General features: G+C 71.5%; 25 protein-coding genes. 11 read left to right on the top strand and 14 right to left on the bottom strand.

Features of this window, described 5'->3' with window-relative positions:
* Positions 1–382 precede the first annotated feature (382 nt).
* Both OU416_RS00495 and OU416_RS00490 read left to right on the top strand, forming a co-directional pair.
* A complete protein-coding gene (locus OU416_RS00495; protein ID WP_333779611.1) occupies positions 383–3,022 on the top strand; it encodes an HAD family hydrolase in 2,640 nt (879 codons plus the stop codon).
* On the top strand, positions 3,022–4,092 hold the full coding sequence (locus OU416_RS00490) for a class I SAM-dependent methyltransferase (protein WP_270924752.1): 1,071 nt from the start codon (positions 3,022–3,024) through the stop codon (positions 4,090–4,092). Before OU416_RS00495 ends, OU416_RS00490 begins: the two co-directional genes overlap by 1 nt.
* 65 nt (positions 4,093–4,157) lie before the next feature.
* Here the strand turns inward: OU416_RS00490 and OU416_RS00485 are convergent, their stop codons facing one another.
* Entirely contained in the window at positions 4,158–4,961 is an 804-nt protein-coding gene (locus OU416_RS00485) for an alpha/beta fold hydrolase (protein ID WP_270924751.1), read from the bottom strand.
* 171 nt (positions 4,962–5,132) lie between these two features.
* On the opposite strand from OU416_RS00485, the gene OU416_RS00480 reads away from it, so the two are divergent.
* Both OU416_RS00480 and OU416_RS00475 read left to right on the top strand, forming a co-directional pair.
* Complete coding sequence (locus OU416_RS00480) at positions 5,133–5,324, top strand: ubiquitin-like protein Pup (RefSeq protein WP_270924750.1); 192 nt, start codon at positions 5,133–5,135, stop codon at positions 5,322–5,324.
* A gap of 92 nt (positions 5,325–5,416) precedes the next feature.
* Positions 5,417–5,572 carry a DUF6131 family protein gene (locus OU416_RS00475; protein WP_235863772.1) on the top strand — a complete coding sequence of 52 codons (156 nt, stop codon included), beginning with the start codon at positions 5,417–5,419 and terminating at the stop codon, positions 5,570–5,572.
* Between the two features lie 347 nt (positions 5,573–5,919).
* On the opposite strand, the gene OU416_RS00470 is transcribed toward OU416_RS00475, so the two are convergent.
* The gene (locus OU416_RS00470) at positions 5,920–6,204 is read right to left on the bottom strand and encodes a WhiB family transcriptional regulator (RefSeq protein WP_270924749.1); all 285 of its coding nucleotides are present in this window, start codon (positions 6,202–6,204) and stop codon (positions 5,920–5,922) included.
* 207 nt (positions 6,205–6,411) lie between these two features.
* On the opposite strand from OU416_RS00470, the gene tal reads away from it, so the two are divergent.
* Positions 6,412–7,515 carry a transaldolase gene (gene tal, locus OU416_RS00465; RefSeq protein ID WP_270924748.1) on the top strand — a complete coding sequence of 368 codons (1,104 nt, stop codon included), beginning with the start codon at positions 6,412–6,414 and terminating at the stop codon, positions 7,513–7,515.
* 36 nt (positions 7,516–7,551) lie between these two features.
* On the opposite strand, the gene OU416_RS00460 is transcribed toward tal, so the two are convergent.
* The 5 genes from OU416_RS00460 to OU416_RS00440 form a co-directional block, all read right to left on the bottom strand.
* On the bottom strand, positions 7,552–8,196 hold the full coding sequence (locus OU416_RS00460) for an alpha/beta fold hydrolase (RefSeq protein WP_270924747.1): 645 nt from the start codon (positions 8,194–8,196) through the stop codon (positions 7,552–7,554).
* Positions 8,197–8,198: 2 nt separating this feature from the next.
* The gene (locus OU416_RS00455; RefSeq protein WP_270924746.1) at positions 8,199–8,522 is read right to left on the bottom strand and encodes a biotin/lipoyl-containing protein; all 324 of its coding nucleotides are present in this window, start codon (positions 8,520–8,522) and stop codon (positions 8,199–8,201) included.
* Positions 8,515–9,504 (bottom strand): alpha-ketoacid dehydrogenase subunit beta, encoded by a 990-nt coding sequence (locus OU416_RS00450; protein WP_270924745.1) that lies wholly within the window; start codon positions 9,502–9,504, stop codon positions 8,515–8,517. The genes OU416_RS00455 and OU416_RS00450 overlap by 8 nt, the downstream gene beginning before the upstream one ends.
* Complete coding sequence (locus OU416_RS00445) at positions 9,497–10,432, bottom strand: thiamine pyrophosphate-dependent enzyme (protein WP_270925389.1); 936 nt, start codon at positions 10,430–10,432, stop codon at positions 9,497–9,499. Before OU416_RS00445 ends, OU416_RS00450 begins: the two co-directional genes overlap by 8 nt.
* A gap of 211 nt (positions 10,433–10,643) precedes the next feature.
* Positions 10,644–11,630: a LacI family DNA-binding transcriptional regulator gene (locus OU416_RS00440; RefSeq protein WP_270924744.1), complete on the bottom strand. Its 987-nt coding sequence runs from the start codon at positions 11,628–11,630 to the stop codon at positions 10,644–10,646.
* 121 nt (positions 11,631–11,751) lie between these two features.
* Here OU416_RS00440 and OU416_RS00435 point away from each other — a divergent pair, with 121 nt between their 5' ends.
* On the top strand, positions 11,752–12,957 hold the full coding sequence (locus OU416_RS00435) for an MFS transporter (protein WP_270924743.1): 1,206 nt from the start codon (positions 11,752–11,754) through the stop codon (positions 12,955–12,957).
* Positions 12,954–13,091, top strand: a complete 138-nt coding sequence (locus tag OU416_RS00430) for a hypothetical protein (protein WP_270924742.1) — start codon at positions 12,954–12,956, stop codon at positions 13,089–13,091. The genes OU416_RS00435 and OU416_RS00430 overlap by 4 nt, the downstream gene beginning before the upstream one ends.
* Before the next feature lie 121 nt (positions 13,092–13,212).
* Here the strand turns inward: OU416_RS00430 and OU416_RS00425 are convergent, their stop codons facing one another.
* Both OU416_RS00425 and OU416_RS00420 read right to left on the bottom strand, forming a co-directional pair.
* Entirely contained in the window at positions 13,213–13,413 is a 201-nt protein-coding gene (locus tag OU416_RS00425) for a cold-shock protein (RefSeq protein WP_093356807.1), read from the bottom strand.
* A gap of 242 nt (positions 13,414–13,655) precedes the next feature.
* Entirely contained in the window at positions 13,656–14,255 is a 600-nt protein-coding gene (locus OU416_RS00420; RefSeq protein WP_270924741.1) for a hypothetical protein, read from the bottom strand.
* Positions 14,256–14,775: 520 nt separating this feature from the next.
* On the opposite strand from OU416_RS00420, the gene OU416_RS00415 reads away from it, so the two are divergent.
* Positions 14,776–16,155: a hypothetical protein gene (locus OU416_RS00415; protein WP_270924740.1), complete on the top strand. Its 1,380-nt coding sequence runs from the start codon at positions 14,776–14,778 to the stop codon at positions 16,153–16,155.
* 100 nt (positions 16,156–16,255) lie between these two features.
* Entirely contained in the window at positions 16,256–17,143 is an 888-nt protein-coding gene (locus OU416_RS00410) for a DUF4231 domain-containing protein (RefSeq protein WP_270924739.1), read from the top strand.
* 33 nt (positions 17,144–17,176) lie between these two features.
* On the opposite strand, the gene OU416_RS00405 is transcribed toward OU416_RS00410, so the two are convergent.
* Positions 17,177–17,656, bottom strand: coding sequence for a CGNR zinc finger domain-containing protein (locus tag OU416_RS00405; protein ID WP_270924738.1), 480 nt, complete (start codon positions 17,654–17,656; stop codon positions 17,177–17,179).
* Between the two features lie 104 nt (positions 17,657–17,760).
* Between OU416_RS00405 and OU416_RS00400 the strand changes: the two genes are divergently transcribed.
* Positions 17,761–18,627, top strand: a complete 867-nt coding sequence (locus tag OU416_RS00400) for an alpha/beta fold hydrolase (protein ID WP_270924737.1) — start codon at positions 17,761–17,763, stop codon at positions 18,625–18,627.
* Between the two features lie 43 nt (positions 18,628–18,670).
* On the opposite strand, the gene OU416_RS00395 is transcribed toward OU416_RS00400, so the two are convergent.
* Positions 18,671–19,477, bottom strand: coding sequence for a DJ-1/PfpI family protein (locus OU416_RS00395; protein WP_270924736.1), 807 nt, complete (start codon positions 19,475–19,477; stop codon positions 18,671–18,673).
* Positions 19,478–19,729: 252 nt separating this feature from the next.
* Positions 19,730–20,704, bottom strand: a complete 975-nt coding sequence (locus OU416_RS00390) for an SDR family NAD(P)-dependent oxidoreductase (protein ID WP_270924735.1) — start codon at positions 20,702–20,704, stop codon at positions 19,730–19,732.
* Between the two features lie 78 nt (positions 20,705–20,782).
* Between OU416_RS00390 and OU416_RS00385 the strand changes: the two genes are divergently transcribed.
* On the top strand, positions 20,783–21,388 hold the full coding sequence (locus OU416_RS00385) for a TetR/AcrR family transcriptional regulator (protein ID WP_270924734.1): 606 nt from the start codon (positions 20,783–20,785) through the stop codon (positions 21,386–21,388).
* Positions 21,389–21,400: 12 nt separating this feature from the next.
* On the opposite strand, the gene OU416_RS00380 is transcribed toward OU416_RS00385, so the two are convergent.
* Together OU416_RS00380 and OU416_RS00375 are read right to left on the bottom strand one after the other, a co-directional pair.
* Positions 21,401–22,750, bottom strand: coding sequence for an MFS transporter (locus tag OU416_RS00380; protein ID WP_270924733.1), 1,350 nt, complete (start codon positions 22,748–22,750; stop codon positions 21,401–21,403).
* Entirely contained in the window at positions 22,747–23,610 is an 864-nt protein-coding gene (locus OU416_RS00375; protein WP_270924732.1) for an alpha/beta fold hydrolase, read from the bottom strand. The genes OU416_RS00380 and OU416_RS00375 overlap by 4 nt, the downstream gene beginning before the upstream one ends.
* Between the last annotated feature and the right edge of the window lie 4 nt (positions 23,611–23,614).

Raw genomic sequence — 23,614 nt, 5'->3', positions numbered from 1 at the left:
AAGACCATTCGGGCGATAGTTGATGTAGACAGGACATACGGGTCAAACCGTCACGAAGAGGAGTCGGGGTGTCACTTCCGCGAATACCCGCTGCGCTGCCGGTCGCCGGAGGTGCGGCGACCTCGGGTCGTCCGTGGAGTCGTCACTGCGCTCCGGCTCCGGACGCGCACCGAGACGGAAGCGATGGAGCAGTGCGCAGCTCCGCCAGCAGCTTCCGTCCACTGGGGACAGGATCCCTGTCCGGGTCGTGATGTTGCGGGGCGGCAAGCCTGGCCTGCTGTGAATTCCTCTTCACCGCGCCGGAAATGTGGCGTGCGGAGATCCTGGGGCGTTGTCCCGCACCGGGATTTCCACGTTGTTCGCTGAATGGAGATCAAGAGCTTTGTTTGACGCGATGGGGGCCTCCGGCGCTGTGCCGCTGGAGCGGGCGGAGCGGTTGCTCTCCGACGGTTCCTGCTCGGTGCTGTCGTTGGACGTCTTCGACACGATCCTGTGGCGGCGCGTGCCGCGGCCGACCGACCTGTTCGGGATGCTCGGGGCGCGGCTGCGGCGCGACGGCCGCTGCCCGGAGTGGGTCACCGACGCGACGTTCCGGCGCATGCGCATCGAGGCCGAGCAGCGGGCGCGGCACGCCAGCGGTTCGGCGTGCGGCGAGGTGTCGTTGTTCGACATCTGGCGGGAGATGCCGCAGGCGGTGTTCACCGGTGCTTCGCTGGAGGAGCTCGTCGGCGCGGAGGTCGAGCTGGAGCGCGCGGTGACGGTCGTCGACCTCGACGTCGCGCGCCTGGTCCAGGTCGCGGACAAGAACGACATCCCGATCGTGCTGGTGTCGGACACCTACTTCACCGCGGACCAGCTGGCGCACCTCCTCGACCGCCCCGAGCTGGAACCGCTGCGGGACGCACGGGTGTTCCGCTCGCACCAGCACGGGCTGGACAAGGGGTCCGGCCTGTGGAAGATCGTGCTGCACGAGCTCGGGACGAGCCCGGAGCAGGTGGTGCACGTCGGTGACAACGAGGTCGCCGATCACGAGGTCCCCGGCGAGCTCGGGGTGCGCACCGTGCACTACCGGCGCATCGACGCGGAGTTCGCGCGGGTGCTGGACCGCGAAGGCGAGTCCGTGGATTCCTTCGGCCCGTTCCACCCGCTCGTGCAAGCCGATGACGGTGACTTCGGCCTGACCAGCCTGCGTGCGAAGACGCTGCTGTCCGCCCCCGAAGACGTCGGCACGTCGGTGCGGACGGCTTGGCGCTACGGGGCCTCGGTGCTCGGCCCGGTGCTGACCGGCTTCGCCGAGTGGGTGGCCCGCCGGGCGCACCAGTCGGGCACGCCGGTGGTGTGGTGCCCGATGCGCGAGGGCGAGCTGCTCTCCGAGCTGGTGAACAACGCCGCTCGGGTGCGCGGGTGGAACGTGACCGCCAAGCCGATCTGGTTGTCCCGGCACGTCACCTCGATCGCGGCGCTGGACTGCTTCGACCACGAGTCGGTGCGCGACTTCATCGGTCGCAGCTACCGGCTCACCGTCGGGCAGCTGCTGGCATCGCTCAAGCTGCGCCCCGGCGACGTCCCGGCCCTGGCCGACAAGCTCGGCACGCTGCTCAACCACCCCGACGTCGTCGACCGCGTCACCGTCGCGCTGACCGAGTCGCCGCACCTGACGAACCGCCTGGCGAGCACGGTGACCGCCGCGCGCGAACGGCTGCTGCTGTCGCTGCGCCGCGCCGGTGCGCTGGACGCACCCGAGCTGCCGCTGGTCGATCTCGGTTGGGGCGGGACCATCCAGTTCCAGCTCGACCAGGTCCTGCGCCGCAGCGGCTCCGGCGTCCGGCCCAGCGGCTTCTACCTCGCCACCAACGAGCGGGCGACCCGGCTCTACCTGGCCGGTCTGCGCAGCGAGGCCTACCTCGGTCAGATGGGGCACCCGCAGGACGTCGTCCACGCGCTCAGCCGCAGCCCCGAGGTGGTCGAGCAGTGCGTCAGCGCCCGGTGCGGCTCGCTGATCGACTTCGCCGACGACGGCTCGCCGGAGCTCGGCGCGCAGAGCACCAGCCCGGCCCAGGACCTCGAATGGCGGGCGGTGCAGTACGGCATCGCGGCGTTCCAGGAGTCCTGGAACCGCTACGTCGCCCGCAGCGACGGGTCGTGGCCTGAGCTCACCACCGGCGCCGCTGCGCGGTGGCTGGCCGAGATCATGTGCTCAGCGGTGCAGGCCCCGACCGAAGCCGAGGCGGCGGTCTTCGGGAACTGGCAGCACGAGGACAACTTCGGCTCCTCGGTCATCACCCGCATCCTGCCCGACGACCTCGTCCCGGCGGTGCCCTACCTGTCCCCGCCGGACCTCGACGACCTGGACATGCGGGACGCGTTCTGGCCGGAGCTCCTCGCCGCCTCGGACCCGCACCTGAGCGCGGCCGTGCGCGCGATGCGCAGCGGCGCCGTCGACGCGGGCGCGTTCGAACCGTCGCAGCCCTCCGAAACCCGGCTGCGCTTCCGCACGCCCGACGACGAGTGGTGGGACGGCCCGCGCCGGCGCGTCCGGATCAACCACAACGGACTGTCCTTCGCACGGCTGAACTTCGAATCCGAAGGCGCCACCGACATCTCGCTCGCCATCCCGGGACGACCCGCGATCGTGCGCGTGGACTGGATCGAGGTCACCGCGTTCGTCAGCGGCGACCCGAATCCCCGGGTGCTGCGGTGGGAGCACGGTGATGACTTCGCCGGGCTCGTCTTCGCCGAGTGCACCTGGCTGGGCGGGAACCTCGTCGAGTTCCACTCCCCGCACGCGGCGATCTGGCTGCCGCTGGCCAACCGCGCCGGAGGCCCGATCGCCTCCGCCCAGGTCACCATCGCCTTCGCCGTGCTGCCGCAGTCGATGTCCGGCCTCGCGCCCCGGCTCACCCCCGCATCGGGGCTGGCCCGGGTCACCGGCCGGGCCCGCGAGGAGTACCGGGCGCGGGGGTTCCGGGGAGTCGCGGCCGGTGCGGCCCGGATCGCGCTCCGCCAGCTGGGCGGGCGCTGATGAGCACCCGGCCCGAGCTGGGCAGCCGGACCGACCCGCACGCGCAAGCCCGCACCGCCCGGCAGCAGCCGCTGCTGCTGCACTCCGTGGCGCTGTTCCGGGAAGTCCTGGAGCACCTCTTCACCCACCGGCACATCTCGACCGTCGTCGAAGTGGGCGTGGAGTCCGGCCAGGTCAGCTCCCTCTACGCGGAGCTCGGCGCGACCGCGGTGCACTGCGTCGAACCCGATCCCACGCCGGAACTCCGCGCCGCGATCGCCGACGACGGCGCCCTGCACCTGGCCGGACAACCGTCCCCGGCCGTCCTCGCCGAGTTGCCGGTGGCCGATCTGTACGTGCTGGACGGGGACCACAACTACGCCACGGTCCGGGCCGAGCTCGCCTGGATCACCACCCACGCGCCGGACGCCGTCGTCGTGCTCCACGACCTGCTGTGGCCGTGCGCGCGCCGCGACATGTACTACGAACCGTCCTATCTGGACCCCGCGGACCGGCACCCGGCCACCCCCGACGGTCCCACCGTCGGGCACGACGGGCTCACCCCGTCCGGATTCATCGGCCGTGGCGCCTTCACCTGGGCAACGCACGCCGGCGGCGAGCGCAACGGCGTCCTCACCGCCGTCGAGGACACCCTGGCCGCCGCACCCGGCTGGCACCTGGAGCTGATCCCCGCCGTCTTCGGCCTCGGCATCATGCTCCGACCGACCGCGGAACCCGACACCGACCTCATCGACGTCCTCCGGCCCTACAGCAGATCCGCGCTGCTGGCCGCGCTGGAGAACAACCGGATCGCCCTGTACACCCGGGTGATCGAGCTCGAGCACGAAGCCGCTGCGCACGCCGCCGACGCGGACGAACTGGCGAGGACCATCGCGGCCAAGCAGGGCGAGATCGACGAGCTCACCGAGCAGCTGAGCACTCTCCGAAGCCACCGCTGCGATCGACTCGCGGAGGACGGCGGCAGCCCGGCGGCGAGGTCGGCCGACCAACGAGGAGCCGTGGCAGCGCTCCGAAACCTGGCGGAAGCGGTCGCATCCCGCGTGTGGCAGCGCCCAAAACCCCGTTCCTGAGCCGAACCGCGCATGCGCGCGCGACGGCTCGTCCACCAACCACCGGACGGTGCAGCAGTCTGAGGTCAACGCGGTGCGCTTCCGGTGTCCCCGCGCCCCGGGACGGACGCCGCGGCCTCGCGAATCGGCTCCAACCACGCCGACGGCGCCGACCAGACGAAGCTGTGCGGACCGGGCACGGCCGCGAAGCGACCGCCCGCGGCCGCGGCCGCCAGCGCTCGCGCCCACCGCTCGGTGGACAACCCGTCCTGGTCACCGCGCAGCACCAGCACCGGGCCCCGCACCCGGAGCACGGTCTCTTCAAGCCGGTCTCGCAGGTGCACCTGGAGGAGGTGCCGCAGTTGCCCGAACCCGGCACGTGCCCAGTCCGGCGTGTGCTGCTGCTGCAGACCCGGCATCGGGTGGCGGGCGTCCAACCGCCAGTGCAGGAGGACGCGCGGCACCGACCGGTAGGCGGGGTCCACGGTCGGGCTGGCGAGCACGAGGAGCCGGACCAGCTCCGGCCGCATCGCCGCTGCGTGCGCGGCCACCTGCGTGCTGCTGGAGTTCCCGATCAACACCGCGGGAGGCAGCTGCGCCCGGTCCATCCAGTCGGCCACCGCCGCGGCGTACCCCGGCACGTCCGACCGCCGACGAGCCGGCCCGCTGCCACCAAGACCGGGCAGATCGACCAGGTGCGCCTGCGTCCACGTCGCCAACGCCCGCATGGCGGGCATCAAGTAGTCGGAGACGCCCATCCCCATCAGCGCGATCACCGGGGGCGCGCCGACGCGCTCGCAGCCGAACACCCTGCTGCGCATGAGCCCCGCAGACGTCTCGGTGTAGCGGACGAGGTGATCCGCCGCCGGAGCCGATCGCGAGTCGGCCATGCGCACCGCCTCGAGGTTCACATCCTGGGCCTGCAGGTTTGCCCCCTGGGAAGGCAGGGCAAACCTGCGCACGACAACGGGTTGAGCACCGGCCCCCGCTGGCCGACGACGGATTACCGCTCCGACCAGCGGGGTAGTGCGGTGGGAGGACACCGGGAGCGAGGTGAGCCCATGCGCCAGACGCAGAACCATCAGCGGCACCACCAGGACGACGACGCCGAGACCGGGCCGGAGCCGGTCGGCGGGCAGCGCCGGGAGGAGCTCAGCGAGGACACCGAAGCCACGTTGGACGAGATCGACGACGTCCTGGAGGACAACGCCGAGGACTTCGTCCACGCCTACGTCCAGAAGGGCGGCGAATAGCTGCGGTCGGGGACGATGCCGGGTCGGATGGATGTCGTCGCCGACGGGTACCACCAGGGCACCGGGAAACTCACCAGGAGAAGGGCCCGATCATGATCACGTTGGGAATCATCCTGCTGCTGATCGGCTTCCTCACCGGGATCCAGATCATCTGGACCCTGGGCATCGTCGCGGTCGTCGTGGGCGCCGTCCTGGCCATCGCCGGCGGTACCGGTCACGCCATCGCCGGACGCAAGCACTGGTTCTAGGAGGAACCCGCGGCAGACCCGGGCTGCGCCCGCGTTCCCGTGGGACGATTCACCGCGCACCGCCGACCCGTCACGACGAGCGGCGCAAGCGCGACCTGCGGAATCCGCGGCTGGAACGCCGGCGCCCGGTCCACGACCAGCGACCGAGCCGCAGCGACCACGTCGTCGTGCCCAGCACGCCGCGGCGCAAGCGCAACGGTCCGATCCTGGTATCGCGCGCCATCCGGTTCCTCACCTGCAACACCTGCTCACCGGCGGTCGACCGCTTCCACCCGAGCTGTACCCAGCACCGGTCCGAGCGACTCCCGCGACCGGCGCGGGAACCCACCGCGGAGGCGCTCCCGGTTTCACGCGGCTAGGCCGCGATTGATCAGCTCACGTCGTTCCCGCTCACCGAGACCGCCCCAGATGCCGTACGGTTCACGGGCCTTCAGCGCGTGCGCACGGCACTGCTGCTTCACCGGGCACCCGGCGCAGATCAGCTTCGCCTGCTCCTCGCGGTCCTCGCGCGCGCTGCCGCGTTCGTTCTCCGGGTGGAAGAACCGGCTGACGTTCACGTCCCGGCAGGCGGCGTGGAGCTGCCAGTGCCAGGCCTCGCTGACGGGCTTGGGCAAACGATGCGTGGCGGCCACTTGCTTCTCACTCCTCCACTCGTCGACGTTCAGCGGCAGCCCAGCGCTACCCGGCGCCTCGCCGACGCACACATCGGGCAGGGCCGCAGATCGATTTCGCCTTCGAGGATCACCGGATCGGCCCAGCCGCCGCTGGTGTCCACCGACCGGGTGTGGCCGACGGATCTTCCGGGTAGTCCGGTGGACACGACTCGTACGGGAGATGCCATGAGGACACCACTGCACGCGTTGGCCGAGCACGGGCAGAGCGCCTGGGTCGACTACCTGTCCAGGCGGTTCCTGCGCGACGGTGACCTGGCCCGCCTCGTCGAACGCGGGCTGGCCGGGGTGACGTCCAACCCGACGATCTTCCAGGGCGCCATCGCGGAGGGCACCTACTACGACGACCAGCTCCGCGAGCTGCTGGCCGTGGAGCCCGATCCCAAGGAGGTCTTCCTGGCCATCGCGCGCGAGGACATCCGGTCCGCGTGCGACGCCCTCCGCGAGGTCTTCGACCGCGATCGGGACAACCGGGACGGATGGGTGTCCCTCGAAGTCGACCCGAACCTGGCCGACGACACCCGGGCCACCGTCACCGAAGCCGCACGACTGCACCGGATGATCGACCGGCCGAACCTGTTCGTGAAGATCCCCGGCACCCGGGCCGGGCTGCCGGCCATCGAGGAGACCATCGCAGCCGGAATCCCGGTCAACGTCACGCTGCTGTTCTCCCTGGACCGGCACCGCGCCGCGGGCGAGGCCTACCTGCGGGGGCTGCGGCGGCTCCGGGACAGCGGCGGAGACCTGCGGTCGGTCGCCTCGGTGGCGTCGTTCTTCGTGTCGCGGGTCGACACCGAAGCCGACCGCCGGCTCGACGCCACCGGCGGGCACGAGGAGCTCAAGGGCAGCCTCGCCATCGCCAACGCCAAGCTCGCCTACCAGGGCTGCAAGGAGATGTTCTCGGGTGCCGAATGGGCGGAGCTCGCAGCCGCCGGTGCGAGCCCGCAGCGCTGCCTGTGGGCGTCGACCTCGACGAAGAACCCGCAGTACCGGGATGTTCGCTACGTCGAGCAGCTCATCGGGCCGGACACCGTGAACACCATGACGACCGGGACGCTGGAGGACTTCCAGGACCACGGCCGCATCGCCGACACCCTGGAGCGAGATGTCGACGAAGCGCGCAGCTGCCTCGACCGGTTCGCCGCGGCCGGCATCGACTACGACGACGTCACCGCAGTGCTGGAACGCGAAGGAGTGGACAAGTTCGCCGCGTCGTTCCAGCAGCTGTTCGAGGAGATCACGCGCAAGCGCGACCACCTGGCGCGAACCTGAGCGTTGCCCGGCTGCACCACGGTGGCCGGGCTTGCTCTAGCCCTCGAAGAACGTCGTCGCGGACTCCTTGAACAGGCGGCTGGACACCGCGTTGAAGTGGTTTCGGCGTCCTAGTGGGACGAACGGCGCGTGGAGAGCTGCGGCGAGCTCAGGGGCGTCGGCTGCCACCTCGTCCTGGTCCCCGGCGGCGAAGATCACCGGGGCGGGCGGCGGGCCTTCGAGCCGGTGGCCCGTCACCTCCTCGATGCACGCGTCCAGGCCTGTTGCCGACAGCGTCTCCGCCACGCGGCGCATCGAGTCGCCGTCGGCCGCCCGGCCGCCGATCCCGCCCAGGGCGAGCCTGCGGATCCGGCCGGGTGCGAGCTTGGCCAGCTCCCACCCGACCAAGCCGCCCATCGAGTACGCGACCACATCCACAGTGGACGCACCAGCTTCGTCCAGCACGGCCAGGACGTCCCGGGCCAGTGCTCCCGGCGCGTATCCGGAGGCCGGGCGATCGCTCTGCCCGTGGCCGCGCAGGTCGACCAGGACGTGGCCGTGGTCGGCGAGGGCCCGCACCCAGCCGGTGCGCACCCAGGTGCTCTCGCTGTCCGAGGCGAAGCCGTGGATCAGCAGCACCGGGGCCGGTCCCGGTGCCGTGGCGTACCAGATCTTCGCGCCGTCGCCGGTCGTGGCGAACACCGTCAATCCTCCGGCAGGGTCAGGCGGACGCGCCGCTGCGGCTTCTGCTCTTCCGGGACGGTTCCGACGATGCCCGCCTGGTCGTCGGAGACGGTGAAGGTGACCAGCGGCTCCCCCACCTCCAGCTCCGCGTCCTCGGCGACGTGCAGTCGCGAGACCCGGCCGGACTGCGGCGAGGGGATCTCCACCGCCGACTTGGTCGTCTCCAGCTCGACCAGCGGTGCGTTGCGCTCCACCCAGTCGCCCTCCGCCACCAGCCATTCCAGCACGGTTGCGCTGATCAGGCCCTCGCCGAGGTCGGGCAGGGGAAAGGTCACTTCAGCCACGGCGGTACTCCAAGGTGGTCTGGACGGCGGTCAGGATCCGGTCGACGCTGGGCAGGTACTCGTCCTCCAGCTCGCCCGACGGGACGGGCACGTCGTAGCCGGTGACGCGCTGCACCGGGGCGCGCAGGTCGGCGAAGCAGCGCTCGGTGACCAGCGCGGAGACCTCCGCGCCCAGCCCTGCCGTCAGCGGGGCCTCGTGGACCACGACCGCGCGGCGGGTCCTGGCCACCGACGCGGCCAGGCCGTCGGTGTCGATCGGCTTGAGCCAGCGCAGGTCCAGCACCTCCAGCTCGACCCCGTCCTCGGCGGCGAGCTCGGCGACCTGCTGGCAGCGCGCGACCATCGCGCCCCACGCGACGAGCGTGGCGTGCTTGCCGCCGCGCACCACCCGGCTCGTGCCCGGCGGCAGCACCTCGACCGGTTCGGTCGGGTCGAAGGATTCCCGTTGCCAGTAGCGGGGTTTGGGCTCCAGGAAGATCACCGGGTCGGGGTCGGCGATCGCCTGCCGCAGCAGGTGGTAGCCCTCCGAGGGGGTCGACGGGCTCACCACCTTCAAGCCCGGTACGTGCGCGAACAGCGCCTCCAGGCTCTCGCTGTGGTGCTCCGGTGCGCGGATCCCGCCGAAGCTGGGCAGCCGCAGCGTGATCGGCATGGTCAGCGCACCGCGGCTGCGGTAGTGCATGCGCGCCACCTGGTTCACGATCTGGTCGATGGCCGGGTAGCTGAAGCCGTCAAACTGGATCTCCGGCACCGGGCGCCAGCCGTGCATCGCCAGCCCGACCGCCATGCCCATGATCCCCGACTCGGCCAGCGGCGTGTCGAACACGCGGTGCTCGCCGAACTTGGCGCGCAGGCCGTCGGTCACCCGGAACACGCCGCCGAGCGTGCCGACGTCCTCGCCGAAGATCAGCACCCGGTCGTCGTCCTCGCACGCGTGCTGCAGGGCCAGGTTGAGGGCCTTCTGCAGGGACAGCTCAGGCATCGAGGTGCTCCTTCCACGCCCGCTGCTGCTCCAGCAGGGACTTCGTGGGCTCGCGGTAGACGAACGAGAACAGCTCCTCGCCGGGCCGCACGTCGAGCGCGATCAGGCCTTCCCGGACCTCGCGCACCACGGCGGCGGCGTTCTCCTCGGCCGCGGCGACCTCGTCGGCGGCGAGCTGCTGCGCGGCGAGCACGAGCGGATCGCGCCCGGCCCGCGCCTGCTCGTCCTCCAGCGTCCGGTAGCGGCCCGGATCGTCCGAAGTGGAGTGCGGGCCCATCCGGTAGGTCATCGCTTCGATCACCGTCGGCCCGCCGCCGTCGCGGGCCCGCTCCAGGGCGTCGCGGGTCGCATCGAACACCGCGACCGCGTCGTTGCCGTCGACGCGCCGGCTCTCGATGCCGTAGCCCGCGGCACGAGCGGCCACCGAGCCGCCGGCCACCTGCCGTTCGGTGGGCACCGAGATCGCCCAGCCGTTGTTCTGGCAGAAGAACACCACCGGGAGCCGGTACACGCCGGCGAAGTTCATCGCCTCGTGCACGTCGCCCTGCGAGCTGGCGCCGTCGCCGAAGTACGTGATGGCCGCACCGCCGGTCTCGTCGAGCTTCGCACCCATCGCCCAGCCCACGGCGTGCAGGACCGGCCCGCCGACGACCGCGTTCAGCGGCGCCAGCCGCGAGGCCTGCGCATCGTAGAGCCCGCCGTGCCAGAGGTTGCGGTGCGAGGCGAGGTAGGAGACGAGATCGACGCCCATGCCGACCGCCACGCCGAGCTCGCGGTAGGTGGGGAACGCGAAGTCGCGGTCCAGGTCGAGGGCGGCGCCGCTGGCCACCTGCGCGGCCTCCTGCCCCTTCGCCGGCGCGTAGGCGGGGAGAACGCCCTGGCGCTGCAGCGCGATGGCCTCCTCGTCCAGCCGTCGCGCCACCAGCATCAAGCGGTGGAGCGTACGAAGATCAGCTGCGTCCATGCCCGGAAGCGTGCGCAACCACCGCCCTGCCGTGCAAGCGACGCCCTTCCGGCTGTTCACTCTGCCCGGTCCCACCCGCGATACGCGCTCGTTCACAGTAAGAATTGCCCTGTGAACGAGCCCGAGCTCGTGCTGCGTGCGCCGAACCGGCGGCGAGTTCCGGTCGAACTGGCCACTAGGCCGATTCGCGGACGACGAGCTCCGGCGTCAACTCGACCTCCGCCGGTTCCCGCTCGCCCGCGAGCAGGCGCTCCACCTCGCCGACCGCGAGGGCGCCCAGGCGCCGCTTGTCGATGTGCAGCGTGGTCAGCGGCGGTGTGATGAGCTCACCGAGCATCAGCCCGTCGAAGCCCAGCACCGCGCAGTCCTGCGGGACCCGCAGCCCGCGCGCGTGCGCGGCGCGCACGACCCCGACCGCGGTCAGGTCGTTGAAGGCGAACACCGCGGTCACCTCCGGGTGGCGGTCCAGCAGCTGGTGCGTCGCCCGCTCGGCTCCCGGGATCGACTGCTCGCTGTCGACGACCGCGTCGGCGGGCAGCGCGATCCCGTGGTCGGCGAGGGCCTGCTGGAAGGACTTGCGGCGCTGGTGGCGGTCGCAGCTGGTCGAGCAGTCGATCATGCCGAGGCGGCGGTGCCCGCGGTCCAGCAGGTGCTGGACTCCGGCCCGCACGCCCGCGTCGACGTTCACCGCGACCGCTGCGCACCGCGGCATCGGCACCTCGGCGTCGAGCAGCACGACCGGGATGTCGAGGCCCTCGGGCGAGCGGTCGAGGTGGTTGAAGTAGCCGACCAGCGCGTCGACCTCCGCGGCGAAGGACCGCAGCAGTTCGGCCTCGGCGGCCGGTCCCCCGGCGCCGCTGACGACGTTGACCTGCCAGCCGCTCGCCGCGGCGGAGTCGATCACGCCGGCGACGACCTCGGGGAAGAAGGGGTTGGTCAGGTCCGGGACGGTGAGGCCGAGCGTGCTCGGGCGGGGCTTGACCAGGGCCCGAGCGTGCCTGCTCGGCCGGTATCCGAGCTGCTCGGCGACGTCGAGGACCCGGCGCTTGGTGTCCGGGTCGATCTCCGGCTTGTCGTTGATCGCCCGGGAGACGGTCTGGTACGAGACCTGCGCCGCGCGCGCGACGTCCTTGATCGTGGGCCTTCGCGCCGGTGCCGCCATCCACCCATCACAGCACACCGCGCAGCCACCCGGGAACGCCCGGCACCTTGACATCGGCAGGCTCCCGCAGGATCCTCGTGAACGTTCACGTGACCGTTCACAACCTCTGGGGCCGTGCACCGTGGGTGAAGACGAGGACGCCGGGCCGCGGTTGTTCAGCGGCGTCGGGATCGCCGGAGCGTTCGCCGGATTCGTGCTGATCGGCGCGCTCCAGGCCCTCTACGGTCCCGCGATCCCGGCGGTGCGCGCCAACTACGGGGTCTCCCCCGCGGTGGCCGGCCTGGGGCTGAGCGCCCACTTCGTCGGCGGGTTGCTCGGCGTGGTGGTGTTCCACCGGTGCTGCGGCAGGATCGGCAACCGCCTCCTGCTGGGCTGCTCCTACCTGGCCATGGCCGCGGGCGCCGTCGTGTTCGCCATGACACCGCCGTGGCCGGTGGCCCTCCTGGGCGCCTTCGTCGCGGGCCTGGGCTACGGCTCGATCGACTACGGCCTCAACCACCTGTTCGCCATCGGCTTCGGCGCACGCAGCCCGGCCATGCTGAACCTGCTCAACGCGTTCTTCGGGGTCGGCTCGATCCTCGCTCCGGTGGCATTGGCCCAGCTCGGCCCGGACAGCTATCCGCTCGTCTTCGCCGCCTTCGCGATCGCCTCGACGGCGCTGATCCCGGCTTTGCGCGGCGTGCGCAACACGCGCGTGGACAGCGGCGGCAGCACAGCGCCGGACCGGGGCGCGATGCTGCGCAACCGCACCATCGCCATCACCGGGGCGTTCGTCGTCCTGTACGTGCTCAACATCGGCGTCGAATCCGGGGCGGGCGGCTGGGAGCCGACCCACCTGATCGCCGCGGGCTACACCACGAGCGCGGCGACGTCGGCCACCGCCGCGTACTGGTTGATGATGACGATCGGCCGGTTCCTCGTCGCCCCGCTGGCGCTGCGGTGGTCCGAGCAGCGGATCCTCACCTGGAGCTGCGTCGGCATGGCGGTCTGCCTCGCGCTGGCCGTGGTGCCGTCGCTGGCGCCGTACGCCTACGCCGGTCTCGGCCTGTTCATCGCACCGGTCTTCCCCACCGGGCTGCCGTGGCTGCACCGGATGGTGCCCGACGCGCAGCGCGCCGGTGCGTACGTGATCGCGGCGTCGATGCTGGGCGGTGTCGTGTTCCCGCCGCTGATCGGCGTGGGCATCGAACTCACCTCCACCACCTCCGTCCCGATCATCCTGTTCGGACTCAACGCGCTGTGCCTGCTCGCGATCTGGTGGCTGCTGCACCGGCCCGCCCACCCGGAGCACCGCGCGACGTCGCTCGAGACGAGGAGCACGCGATGACCGGCAAGGCCCGTTCCCGCCTGGAGACCGCGCTGCGTCGACTGGACCACTGGTCGCTGCGGGTGCTGAACCCGCCGGAGGTGTTCCTGGCGGTGGCCCGGCATGACTTCCGCCACCGCCGCGGCGAACGCTGATCGTCCGATGAGGAGCGGGGCACCGCCTGCCAGGACGGTCACTCGCGGACTGGCGCCAACGGTGTCGAACGCCGCTGGCCCCCGTCCGGTTCCGGACGGGGGCCAGCGGAGAACAAGCAGGTCAGACGCGCACGCTGGCGGCCTGCGGGCCCTTCGGCCCCTGGGTGACCTCGTAGGTCACGTGCTGGTCCTCGGACAGCTCGCGGAAGCCCGAGGCCTCGATGGCCGAGTAGTGCACGAACACGTCCGGGCCGCCGTCGTCGGGGGCGATGAAGCCGAAGCCCTTTTCAGCGTTGAACCACTTCACAGTTCCCTGTGCCATGACGATCTCCTTGAGAGCTAGAGAGGAACCGGCGGCACCTTGCGCGCCTGCCGGGGCCGGAGGTGTCTCAGACGGCTGCTCACTCCAGCTTCACCAAAGAAAGCGGCTCACCCGCATCGATATCCTGCGAGCCTGCGCAAAACACGAAACAGAACTACTACGACCAGAACTAAATCTACACGACACCGGGCCGCACGGCCAGCAGGCCCACCACACGCCGTCGCGGCGGACCCGCCGAGCGGCTATTGCTGCCGGTCCGCGATGCCCTTCATGCACCATTCGCCGTCGGTCACGCCGAGGACCACGTCGATCGGGACGGTCTGGGTCTGGCCCTGCACGTCGATCGTGAGGTCGACCGGCGCCAGCGCCTCGCTGTCCAGTGCCCAGCGCGACGGGCCCGACTGCTCCGCGGCCTGGATGAGCTGCAACGCCTGCGGCGGGAGTTGCGGGGCCAGCGTCCCATCAGGAGCACGGCACGAGCTCGCCGCGAGACCGCTGGCGTCCTTGCCCGCCAGAGCGGCGGTGACCGCGGACGCGGTGTCGTCCGGTTTGCCCGGCCCGACCAGGAAGTCCGGCTTGACGAACCCGGCGAACGCCAACGCGGCGGCAGCACCCACGAGCAGACCGCTGGCGAGCCCGACGAACAGCCCCTTCTTGCTCCCGCTGCCCTTCGGAGCGACCGGGGCCTCCTCGGCCTCAGCGGCCACTGGCGCCTCGTCGGACGCGTCGTGCTGCGCGGCCCCGGCCTGGTCCCCGGCCTGCGCCGAGCCGTCCGGTTCCGGGTTCTCCCCGGTCACCGGCTTCTCAGCGGCCGACTCATCGGCCTTGCCCGGTTCGGTCATGTGCATACCTCCCGACGACGCCTCGCGAGCGCCAACGCTTCGGACGCGACACCCCGCAGGGCGCCAGTGCTGCCGACCACCCTGCCTGCGCCCGCAAGGCACGTCCACGAGCGCGCCGCCGAGAGTGGCGTTCCTCATACGCCGACCGCAGAACCGCCGAAGCCGATCACCACGATGCCGATGTGGAGCCGCGATGTTCCAGCGAGGCACTTCCTCGCACCGCTGGCGACAGCAGACCATTTAGGACAGTTCCCGAGGGATCTCTTGCAACACTGGAACAATCATCGTGGACAGCATCGAATACGCCGCAGCCCAGGAGGCCAACACCTGCCCGATCAGCCCCTTCCCGACATCCGGTTCGCGCAGCCGAGATGTTGCGGGCACAACATCCACTCGCCCGAAACCCAAGCCGTGCAGCGGGAATCCGCCGCGCGAGAGCTCCGGCATTCACCCCTGTGCGCGGCCGGATCTCGCTACGCTGGTGATCTGCTCTTGTCCCCGAACCGGCGAGGATGCACCAGTGGCGGACGGCCCAGCGCAGGTCTCGAAGATCGAGCAATCCCGGACGACCGGCCGGCGGCTGGAGTCCTTCGGCTGGTTCGCACTGCTGATGGGCGTCCTGTCCCCCACGTTCACCAGCGTCGGGCCGGACTGGCTGCAGGTGGCCGGCGGTGTGCTGGGCCTGGCCCTGATCGGAACCGGCCTGTGGGCCGTGCTCCGCGGCCGACGGCACCTGGCGCCGGTCCTGCCGAGCCTGCGCGCCCTGGCCCCGGACGAGCGGATCGTGCTCTTCCTCCGCTCGTTCTCCGACGACCGCGGCCTCGCGCGGACGCCGAAGCTGCGTCTCCGCCACCTGCTGCTCCGCCAGTTCCTGGTCTCGGTCAACGAGGTCCGCACCGAAGAGCAGCAGATCGCCCGAGGCGTCGCACCGTTCGGCCGGATGGTCGCGCTCGGACAGCCCGGCGACCGGCTGCCGCGCACCGGCGCCGAACGCGCCTACACCACCGACGAGCAGTGGCAGGACGAGATCCTCGCCGCTCTCGACCGGGCCGACCTCGTGCTGCTGGCCGCTGGACCGGGCCGGAGCCTGGAGTGGGAAGTCCGCCAGGTGGTGCAGCGCAACGCCCCCGGCCGCCTGGCGGTCGTCATCACCAGGGACCGGCACCAGTACCAGGAATTCCGGAGCTCGGTGGGCCACGTCTTCCCGAAGGGGCTGCCGGAGCACCCGCCGGAAGGAGTCCGCGGCAAGCTCTTCCGCTCCCGCTACGTCCGCGCCCTGATCTGGTTCGAGCAGGACTGGACTCCGCACCTGGAGCTGCTCAACGGCAGGTTCCCGCGCATCGACGTCCCCGCCCGAGCCCTCCCCCGCGGCCTGCGGCCACCGAGCGCCCGGCAACCCGCGCCCCGGCCGAAGGTGGTCACCGCCTGCGTGGCCGCGTTCGCCTCGTTCTGGGGCTGCGCCGAGCTCGCCTACCTGATCGTGCCGCTGGCGGTCATGATGATCGGGGCGGGCCCCGGCGAGGTCAGCGGCCTCCTCGCGATCACCGGGAATCCGACGTTCGACACCGTCTTCGGGTTGACCGTGCTGACGGCGCTGTGGGTGGTCCCGTTCGTGCTGTGGATGCGCCGCGCCCTGCGCGGTGGCCCCGTCGCGGTGCTCATGCTGCAGATCATGAGCATCTTCACCGGGTTCGTGCTCCTGGTGGCCCTGGTGTGGATGGCGTTCATCGCGGTGATCTGGATGGCCGCGCTGTCCGCGGCGTCCAGGTCGTTCGCCCCGCTCGCCGTGCTGCTGCCCTTCCAGATCATCGTCTACCTGGCGGGCGCGATCGCCCTGCCGGTGCTGGGCTTCCTCCTGCTCCGCCGCGAAGTCCGCGACTGGCTCGACTCCCGCACCTGATCGCCTGGATCACCCGGTCCGGGGAGTTGTGCCGAAACGGCCTCTTCCGGTGGGTGGTTCGGCCAGGATTCACTGGGGGTTCCCGAGTCATGGAGTGCGCATGTCGAGTACCGATCAGCTTCGGACGTTGAGCGACGACGACTACCCGGGGCTGTTCCAGGCGGCGGACACGGCTTCGGTGCGGCAGCAGCGCTCTTACCTGCGGGGCGTCCGCGCGCAGTTGCTGCTGACCGTGTCGGCTGCGGTGTTCGCCGCGTTCTCCGTGCGAGTAGGCGCTTTCGACGTGTTCGCGCTGGGGACCGCGCTGGCGCTGGTCGGGGTGATGGTGATCGAGATGGCCACCGCCGGGTCGCGGCCGGACAGGGTCTGGTACGAGGGTCGGGCGCTCGCCGAGTCGGTGAAGACCCTGACCTGGCGCTACGCCGTGGGAGCCGCGCCGTTCGCGCTGGGCTCCGAAGGCGCCGACGACGAGTTCGTCTCGCGCATCCGCGCCCTGCAGAAGGACAAGCCCGGCGTCCTGCTGCTGCCCAACACCTCCTCGGCGATCACCGGCAACATGCGCGCTCTCCGCGCCGCCCCGCTGGCCGAGCGCAAGGCGGCCTACCTGACCGGCCGCGTGCACGACCAGCAGAAGTGGTACGCCGCCAAGGCGCTCTTCCACCAGCGCCGCGCGCGGATCTTCCGGACGATCATGCTGACCATGGAGGTGCTCGGCGTGGCCAGCGCGCTGGCCAAGGCGATCGGCGTGGTCGACTTCGACCTGGCGGGCATCGTGGCCGCCGCGATCTCGGCGATCGCCGCGTGGAGCGCCACCCGCCAGCACAGCACGACCGCCACGGCGTACGTGATGGCCTCCCACGAACTGGCGACGGTCCACGACCTGCTCGACCGCGACCTGACCGAACAGCAGTGGTCCGACGAGGTGGTCGACGCGGAATCGGCGATCAGCCGGGAGCACACCATGTGGCACGCCAACCGCACCAGCTGACCACGGCTCCCGCTCAGCGCCCGGCGACGCGGGTCAGCGGGTTCGGTTGTAGTGGCGGCGGGCCTTCTCCCGGTTGCCGCAGGTGGCCATCGAGCACCAGCGGGCCCGGTTGGCCCTGCTCCGGTCGAGCAGGAAGAGCTGGCACTTCTCGTTCGCGCAGGGGCGCAGGCGGCCGGGCAGCTGCTGCTCGGTGGCCGCCCAGGCCAGGATCACCTCGACGACGAGGCGGGCGTGCGGGGGCGACTCGACCGTCCACTGAAGACCGTCCCGGGTGACCTCCGGGATCTGGCGCACCCCTTCGAGCAGCGGGTTCAGCGCGGTGGGCGGGCGTTCTCCGCACACCACGTCCCGCAAGGCGTCCCGCGCCTCGCGCAGCAGCGCCAGCTCTTCGGGGCTGCCCTCGCCGCCGTGCTCCCGCGCCCAGCGCTTGCCTCCGGCCGGGTCGGCGAGCGCGTCCTGTTCCGCTCCGTTGATCAGCGGCCTGCTGTTGAGCAGGTCCAGCAGCGCTTCCACCAGGCACTTCCTTCCTAACCGGATCGAACCCTTTGACAGGTTAGCTGATCGCGTGCTTGCATGGCGAGCAGCTAACCGGATCAGACCTTCAAAGGGGTTAGAAAATGAGCTCGGTGCACCACCGGACCGCCGTCGTCGACGGCCACGAGATCTTCTACCGCGAAGCCGGCCCCGCCGACGCTCCCGCGATCGTCCTGCTGCACGGGTTCCCCACCAGCTCGTTCATGTTCCGCGAGCTCATCCCGCTGCTGGCCGGGGACTACCACGTGATCGCGCCGGACCACCTCGGCTTCGGCCACTCCGCCGCGCCTTCCGCGGCCGAGTTCACCTACACCTTCGACGCGCTCGCCGAGCTCACCTCCGGGCTGCTCGACCAGCTGGGCCTGGACCGCTACGCGATCTACGTCCAGGACTACGGCGCTCCCATCGGGTGGCGCCTCGCGCTCGCGCACCCGGAACGGATCTCCGCCATCGTCACCCAGAACGGCAACGGCTACGAGGACGGTTTCGTCGACTCGTTCTGGGCCGGGCTCTGGGCCTACGGGGCCAACCCCGGCCCCGACACCGAGCCCGCCGTCCGCGCCGCGCTGAGCTTCGAGGCCATCCGCTGGCAGTACCTGCACGGCGTGCCCGACCCGAGCGTGGTCAGCCCGGACACCTGGGAGCACGACTTCGCCCGCATCTCCCGCGAGGGCAACGACGAGATCCAGCTGGCGCTGTTCCACGACTACCAGCACAACCGCGCGCTCTACCCGCTGCTGCACGAATTCCTGCGCACCAGCGAGGTGCCGGTGCTGGCCGTGTGGGGCCGCAACGACGAGATCTTCGGCCCGGCGGGCGCGCAGGCCTTCGCCCGTGACGCCGAGGACGCGGAGGTGCACCTGATCGACGGCGGGCACTTCCTGCTGGAGAGCCACCTGGACGTCGTCGCCGGCTACCTGCGCGGCTTCCTCGGGCGGGTCCTGGACTGACCGGTGACGGGTGCTCGCTGCCGGGCGAGCACCCGTCATCGCCTCAGCGCTTCAGCGCCTGCGAGAGCAGGTCGGCGGCAGCGGTCCTGGTCGCCTCGCGAGCGTTGCTGTAGTGCCCGCTGTCGAACGGCGGGTGCGGGTCGTACTCGATGCACAGCTGCGCCGTTTCGGCCGCCGCGGACCCGCGCCACCGGCCGATCAGCCACAGCGCGGCGTCGAGCCCCGCCGAGACACCGGCCGCGGTCACCACGTTGTCCGAGCGGACGATGCGCGACTCCGGACGCGGCTCCGCACCGAAACCGGTGAGCGCCTTCATCGCCACCCAGTGCGTGGTCGCCGGTCGGCCCCCCAGCACTCCGGCGCTGCCCAGGATCAACGCACCGGTGCACACCGAGACGACCCAGGTCGCCGTGCTCGCCGACTGCTTCACCCAGTCGACGAGCACGCGGCTCTCGGTCATCGACTTGGCGGAGGGCCCGCCGGGCACGAGCAGCACATCCGCGTTCTGCGCCTCGGCCGTGGTGTGCGTCGGGGTGAGGCGCAGCAGGCCCGAGTCGGTCAGCACCGGTTCGGCGGTGAGCCCGACGAAGCGCATGGTCAGGTTCGGGACGTAGTTCAGCAGGTCGTAAGGGCCGATGGCGTCGAGCGCCGTCATCCCGTCGTAGAGCAGGATGTCGACGACGATCTCGTGCGATTCGGCGAATTCCTCCGGCGCGACCCCGTGTTCTTCGATGTTCTGCACCTCCGCGTCGGCGGTTCCGCAGGCGGTGAGCGTCGCTCCGCCGACCAGGGTGGCGGCGAGGAACGTGCGGCGGGACGCCGCGGAGCGGGACGAGTTCGATTCGAGCATGGCAGCACTTTCGTGTCGGCGGGTGTGACGTCAACCCTCAGCGCGGTGCCGGGTGGCAGCGACTTCGCCACCTCCGCTCACCAGACGTCCCGTCCCGCACCCCGCGGATACGGCACGAGGGCCATTGGCCTCGACTGTACGAATCGTCCGGAATCGACCGTCCGCCCAGGGCGGTCGTCATTGACCTGCGCCACACGTGCCGACCGGCCGTTCTGACGGACGAGCCCGTCGACCCGGGGCCAACGGGCCCCGTCACACCGCGTCGAGGTTGGCGTTCACCAGCTCCTCGAACCGCTCCCGGCCCTCGGCACCCAGCGCGCCGCCGATGGCCGTGGCCAGCCGGTCGAACGGGTCCTCCAGGTCCAGCCCCGCCAGGCCTTCGGCGAGTTCACCGGTCGTCCAGAGCTGCCCGTCCTTGTCGATCCGGTCGCCACCGCTCCAGCCGTGGTTGACCGCGATCGAACCGCCGCGCACCGAGAGCACCTGACCGGACAGCGCGCAGTCCGGGTCGACGAGGTGAGCGACCAGCGGCGCCACGGTGACCGGGTCCTTCGGGTCCAGCCCCGCCTCCGGTGCCTGCTGCATGCCGGGCACCCCGGTCGTCAGCCGGGTGCGGACCATCGACGGGCTGACGCAGTTCACCCGAACCCCGAGCCGCTTCAGCTCCAGCGCGTGCACGGTCGTCATCGCCGCGACCCCGGCGTTGGCCGCCGCGTAGTTCGTCTGCGCCGGAAGCGGGTTGAGCAGCCCTGCCCCGGAAGCGGTGTTGACGACCGACCGGTCGACGCGCGCTCCCCGGTCGTACTGGCGCCGCCAGTGCGCGGCGGCCCACCGGGTCACCGCGAACGTGCCCTTCAGCTTGACCGCCACCACGTCGTCGAACTCGGCCTCGCCCAACCGCTCCACGCCCTTGTTCACCTGGACGGTGGCGTTGTTGACCACCGCGTGCAGGTCGCCGAACTCGGCGACGGCCAGCTCGACCATGCGCTGCGCCGCCGCCCAGTCCGCGACGCTGCCGGTGTCGGCGACCGCACGGCCGCCCGCAGCGCGGATCTCCTCGACGACCGCGGCCGCGACGCCCTCGTCGCCCCCGGATCCGTCCACTTCGACGCCGGGATCGTTGACCACGACGTTCGCCCCGGCCGCGGCCAGGTACCGCGCCACGGCTCGACCGATTCCCCGGCCGGCTCCCGTCACCAGAACCGCGCGTCCCGCCAGCTCCGCCACCGCATCCTCCTCATTCAGTTCACCTGGTGCATTTTTATACCTGGTGAATCCATGGCTCGGCAAGGTAGGGTCCGGTGCGTGGAGGCCGGCCGACGCGAACGGAAGAAGCAGCTCACCCGCCAAGCGCTGGTGACAGCGGCGATCCGGCTGTTCGACGAGCGCGGCTACGACCGGACGACCGTCGCCGAGATCGCCGAGGCCGCCGACGTCAGCAAGCGCACGTTCTTCCTGCACTTCCCCACCAAGGAGGACGTGCTGCTGGCCGACGCCGAGGTCCGGACCGGCCTCGCGCTGCGGGCGATCGAGGACCGCGGCCCGGCGTCATCCGTCCGCGATGTGCTCGCCGCAGCGGCCGACAGCATGATCGCCAACGTCTCGGCGACCGAGCTGCCCAGCGGGCTGGCGGAGCTGCGCGCCGAACTCGTGGTCACGAACCCGGCGGTGCAGGCCCGGATGCTGCACGTGCTGTTCAGCGCCCAGACCCGGCTGGCCGACGCATTGCACCGCGCCTACCCGGACCTGCTCGACGCGACATCGGCGGCGGCGACCGTCGGTGCGCTCATGGGCGCGATCAACGCCGCGGCGATCACGAGCCTCGGCCTCGACCAGACGCCGCGGGAAACCCGCCAGGCGATGCAACGCGCAGCCGAAGTGGCCCTGCGCGCAACGGATTCCCGCCCCTGACGCGGCTCGGCGCTATCGCCCGGCGAGAGCGCGGACCCCCGCTCCGGCCAGTCTCGTCGTGCAGATCGCGGCCAGTGCGAACACCGCCGCCTCGTACGCCATCGCGTGCCACATCGCGTGCTCCGCCGCCGAGTAGGCGATGCCCGCGAGCGTGACGCCCAGGGTTCCGCCCAGCTGTTGCGCCGTCGGGAGCAGGCCGGAGATCGAGGTGGCGGCCTCGGCGCCGACCCGGGCGATGATCTGGGTGAACGCCGAAGCCGTGAACACCCCGAAGCCGATTCCGCTGAGGCACAGCGCGAACCAGTACGGCCACCGCGGACCGTCGATGGTCGCCGCCACGACGATGGCCGCCAGCCCCATCGCGACCGCCGACCCGGCGAGGGCCCACGGGCCGAAGCGGCTGCCCAGGACGTTCGCGAACCCGCTGCCGACGAGAGCCCCGGCCGCGTACGGGATGATGCCCAGCCCTGCCTCCAGCGGACTCCAGCCCTGCGCGCCCTGCAGGTGCATCGACAGCAGCAGCGTGAAGGACGGCACGCCCGCGTTGAAGACGAGGACGATCGCCAGGCCCCACCTCGTCGCGGGATCGGCGAAGGTGGCCGGGTGGACGAGCGGATCCGCCACCTTCCGCTGGGACACCGCGAAACCGGTCAGCAGCACCACCGCCGAAGCCAGGCTCAGCCACGTCCACATCGGCCAGCCGGCGTCCCGGCCCGCGGTCAGCGGCAGCACCAGCAGGACGAGTCCGGCCAGGCTCAGGCTCGCGCCGACCGGATCGATGCGCTTCGCCTCGCGCGCCGGTTCGACGCGCGGCAGCGCCGGGGAGAGCACCAGGGCGACGACGCCCACGGGCACCACCAGCAACATCGCGGCCCGCCAGCCCAGCGGGTGGAGCTGCATCAGCACGCCACCGAGCACCGGGCCCGCCATGGAAGCCGCCGCCATGGTCGCGCCGAACGCGCTCAACGCGGCGGGACGGCGGCCGGCGGGCAGCGCCGACTGGATGATCGACAGGATCTGCGGCGCCATGAGGCCGCTGCCGACGCCCTGCGCGAGACGGCCCACCACGAGCGCCCCAGCGCTCGGCGCGGCGGCCGATCCGAGGGAGGCGGCGGTGAACAGCGCCATCCCGGCGACGAACATCCGCCGGTAGCCGTACCGGTCTCCCAGCCGCGCCGAGACGATCAGGGAGCAGGCGTAGGTGAGGGTGTAACCGGCGAGCACGAGCTGGCTCTCCCCCGCACCGGCACCGAGATCCCGCTGCACGTCCACCACGGCCACCTGCATGACCGTCACGCTGAACAGCTGGACGAAGGTTCCGGACAGGATGACCGGCAGCAGGATCCTCCGGCCGATCCTCACCGGACTGCCAGCGCGATCTCGGCGAGCAGCGCCGCCAGTTCGGCGGGCCTGGTCGCGAACGGCGAGTGGCCGCCGGGCAAGGAGCGCACCTGGATCGGGTCGTCCGGCACCACCTGGTCCGCCTCCGCGATCATCAGGTCCTGGGTCACGGGCGGCAGGGCCAGGTCCTCGGTCAGCCTGATGTAGGAGCGCGGGAGCCGTCCCCAGCGCCCGGCGGTGACCGGGACCGGCGTGGTCATGCTGGAGAACGGGTGGTCCGGGTGCAGGAACTGGCGCCAGGTGTCCGGGCTGGTCGCCGGGAGGTCGTTCAGGAACGCCAGCCGGATGAGCTCGATCGCGGCCGGATCCGGGGACAGCGGATTGATCCGGACGGCACCGAGCTCGGCCGGATCGCCCAGCGGCGGGATCCGGATGGCACCGGCGTTCTCCTCCGCTTCGATGTAGTCGCTGAACCGGGGTCGGCCCGCGGGGACGAACGCGGAGAGGTACACGAGGTGATCGAGCAGCTCCGGAGCCTGCTCCGCGGCGGCGGACGCGGCCGAACCTCCGGCGCTGTGCGCGACGAGGACGACGTTGCGGTACCGCGTGCGAGCAGCGACCAGCGCATCGATCACGGCATCGGCGGAGTGCTGCGCCGTGACGTCGCCGAGCGCGGACTTCTCACTGGTCAGCCCCGGCTGACCGGGCTGGAGGTAGCCGCTGGGCACCGGCGCGCCGAGGCCGCTGCCGGGCAGGTCGACGGCGACGCTGGCAAGGCCGTGGCCAGCGAGGGCGCGCTGCGTCGAGGTCCAGTGCAGCGCGTTGTGCCAGGCACCGTGCACCAGGACGACGACGGTCTCGGAGGAGGACGGGCGGTTCACGTGG

It is taken from the genome of Saccharopolyspora indica (assembly GCF_027853965.1).
Lineage (GTDB): Bacteria > Actinomycetota > Actinomycetes > Mycobacteriales > Pseudonocardiaceae > Saccharopolyspora > Saccharopolyspora indica.
This window is presented reverse-complemented; position numbering and strand designations above follow the sequence as displayed.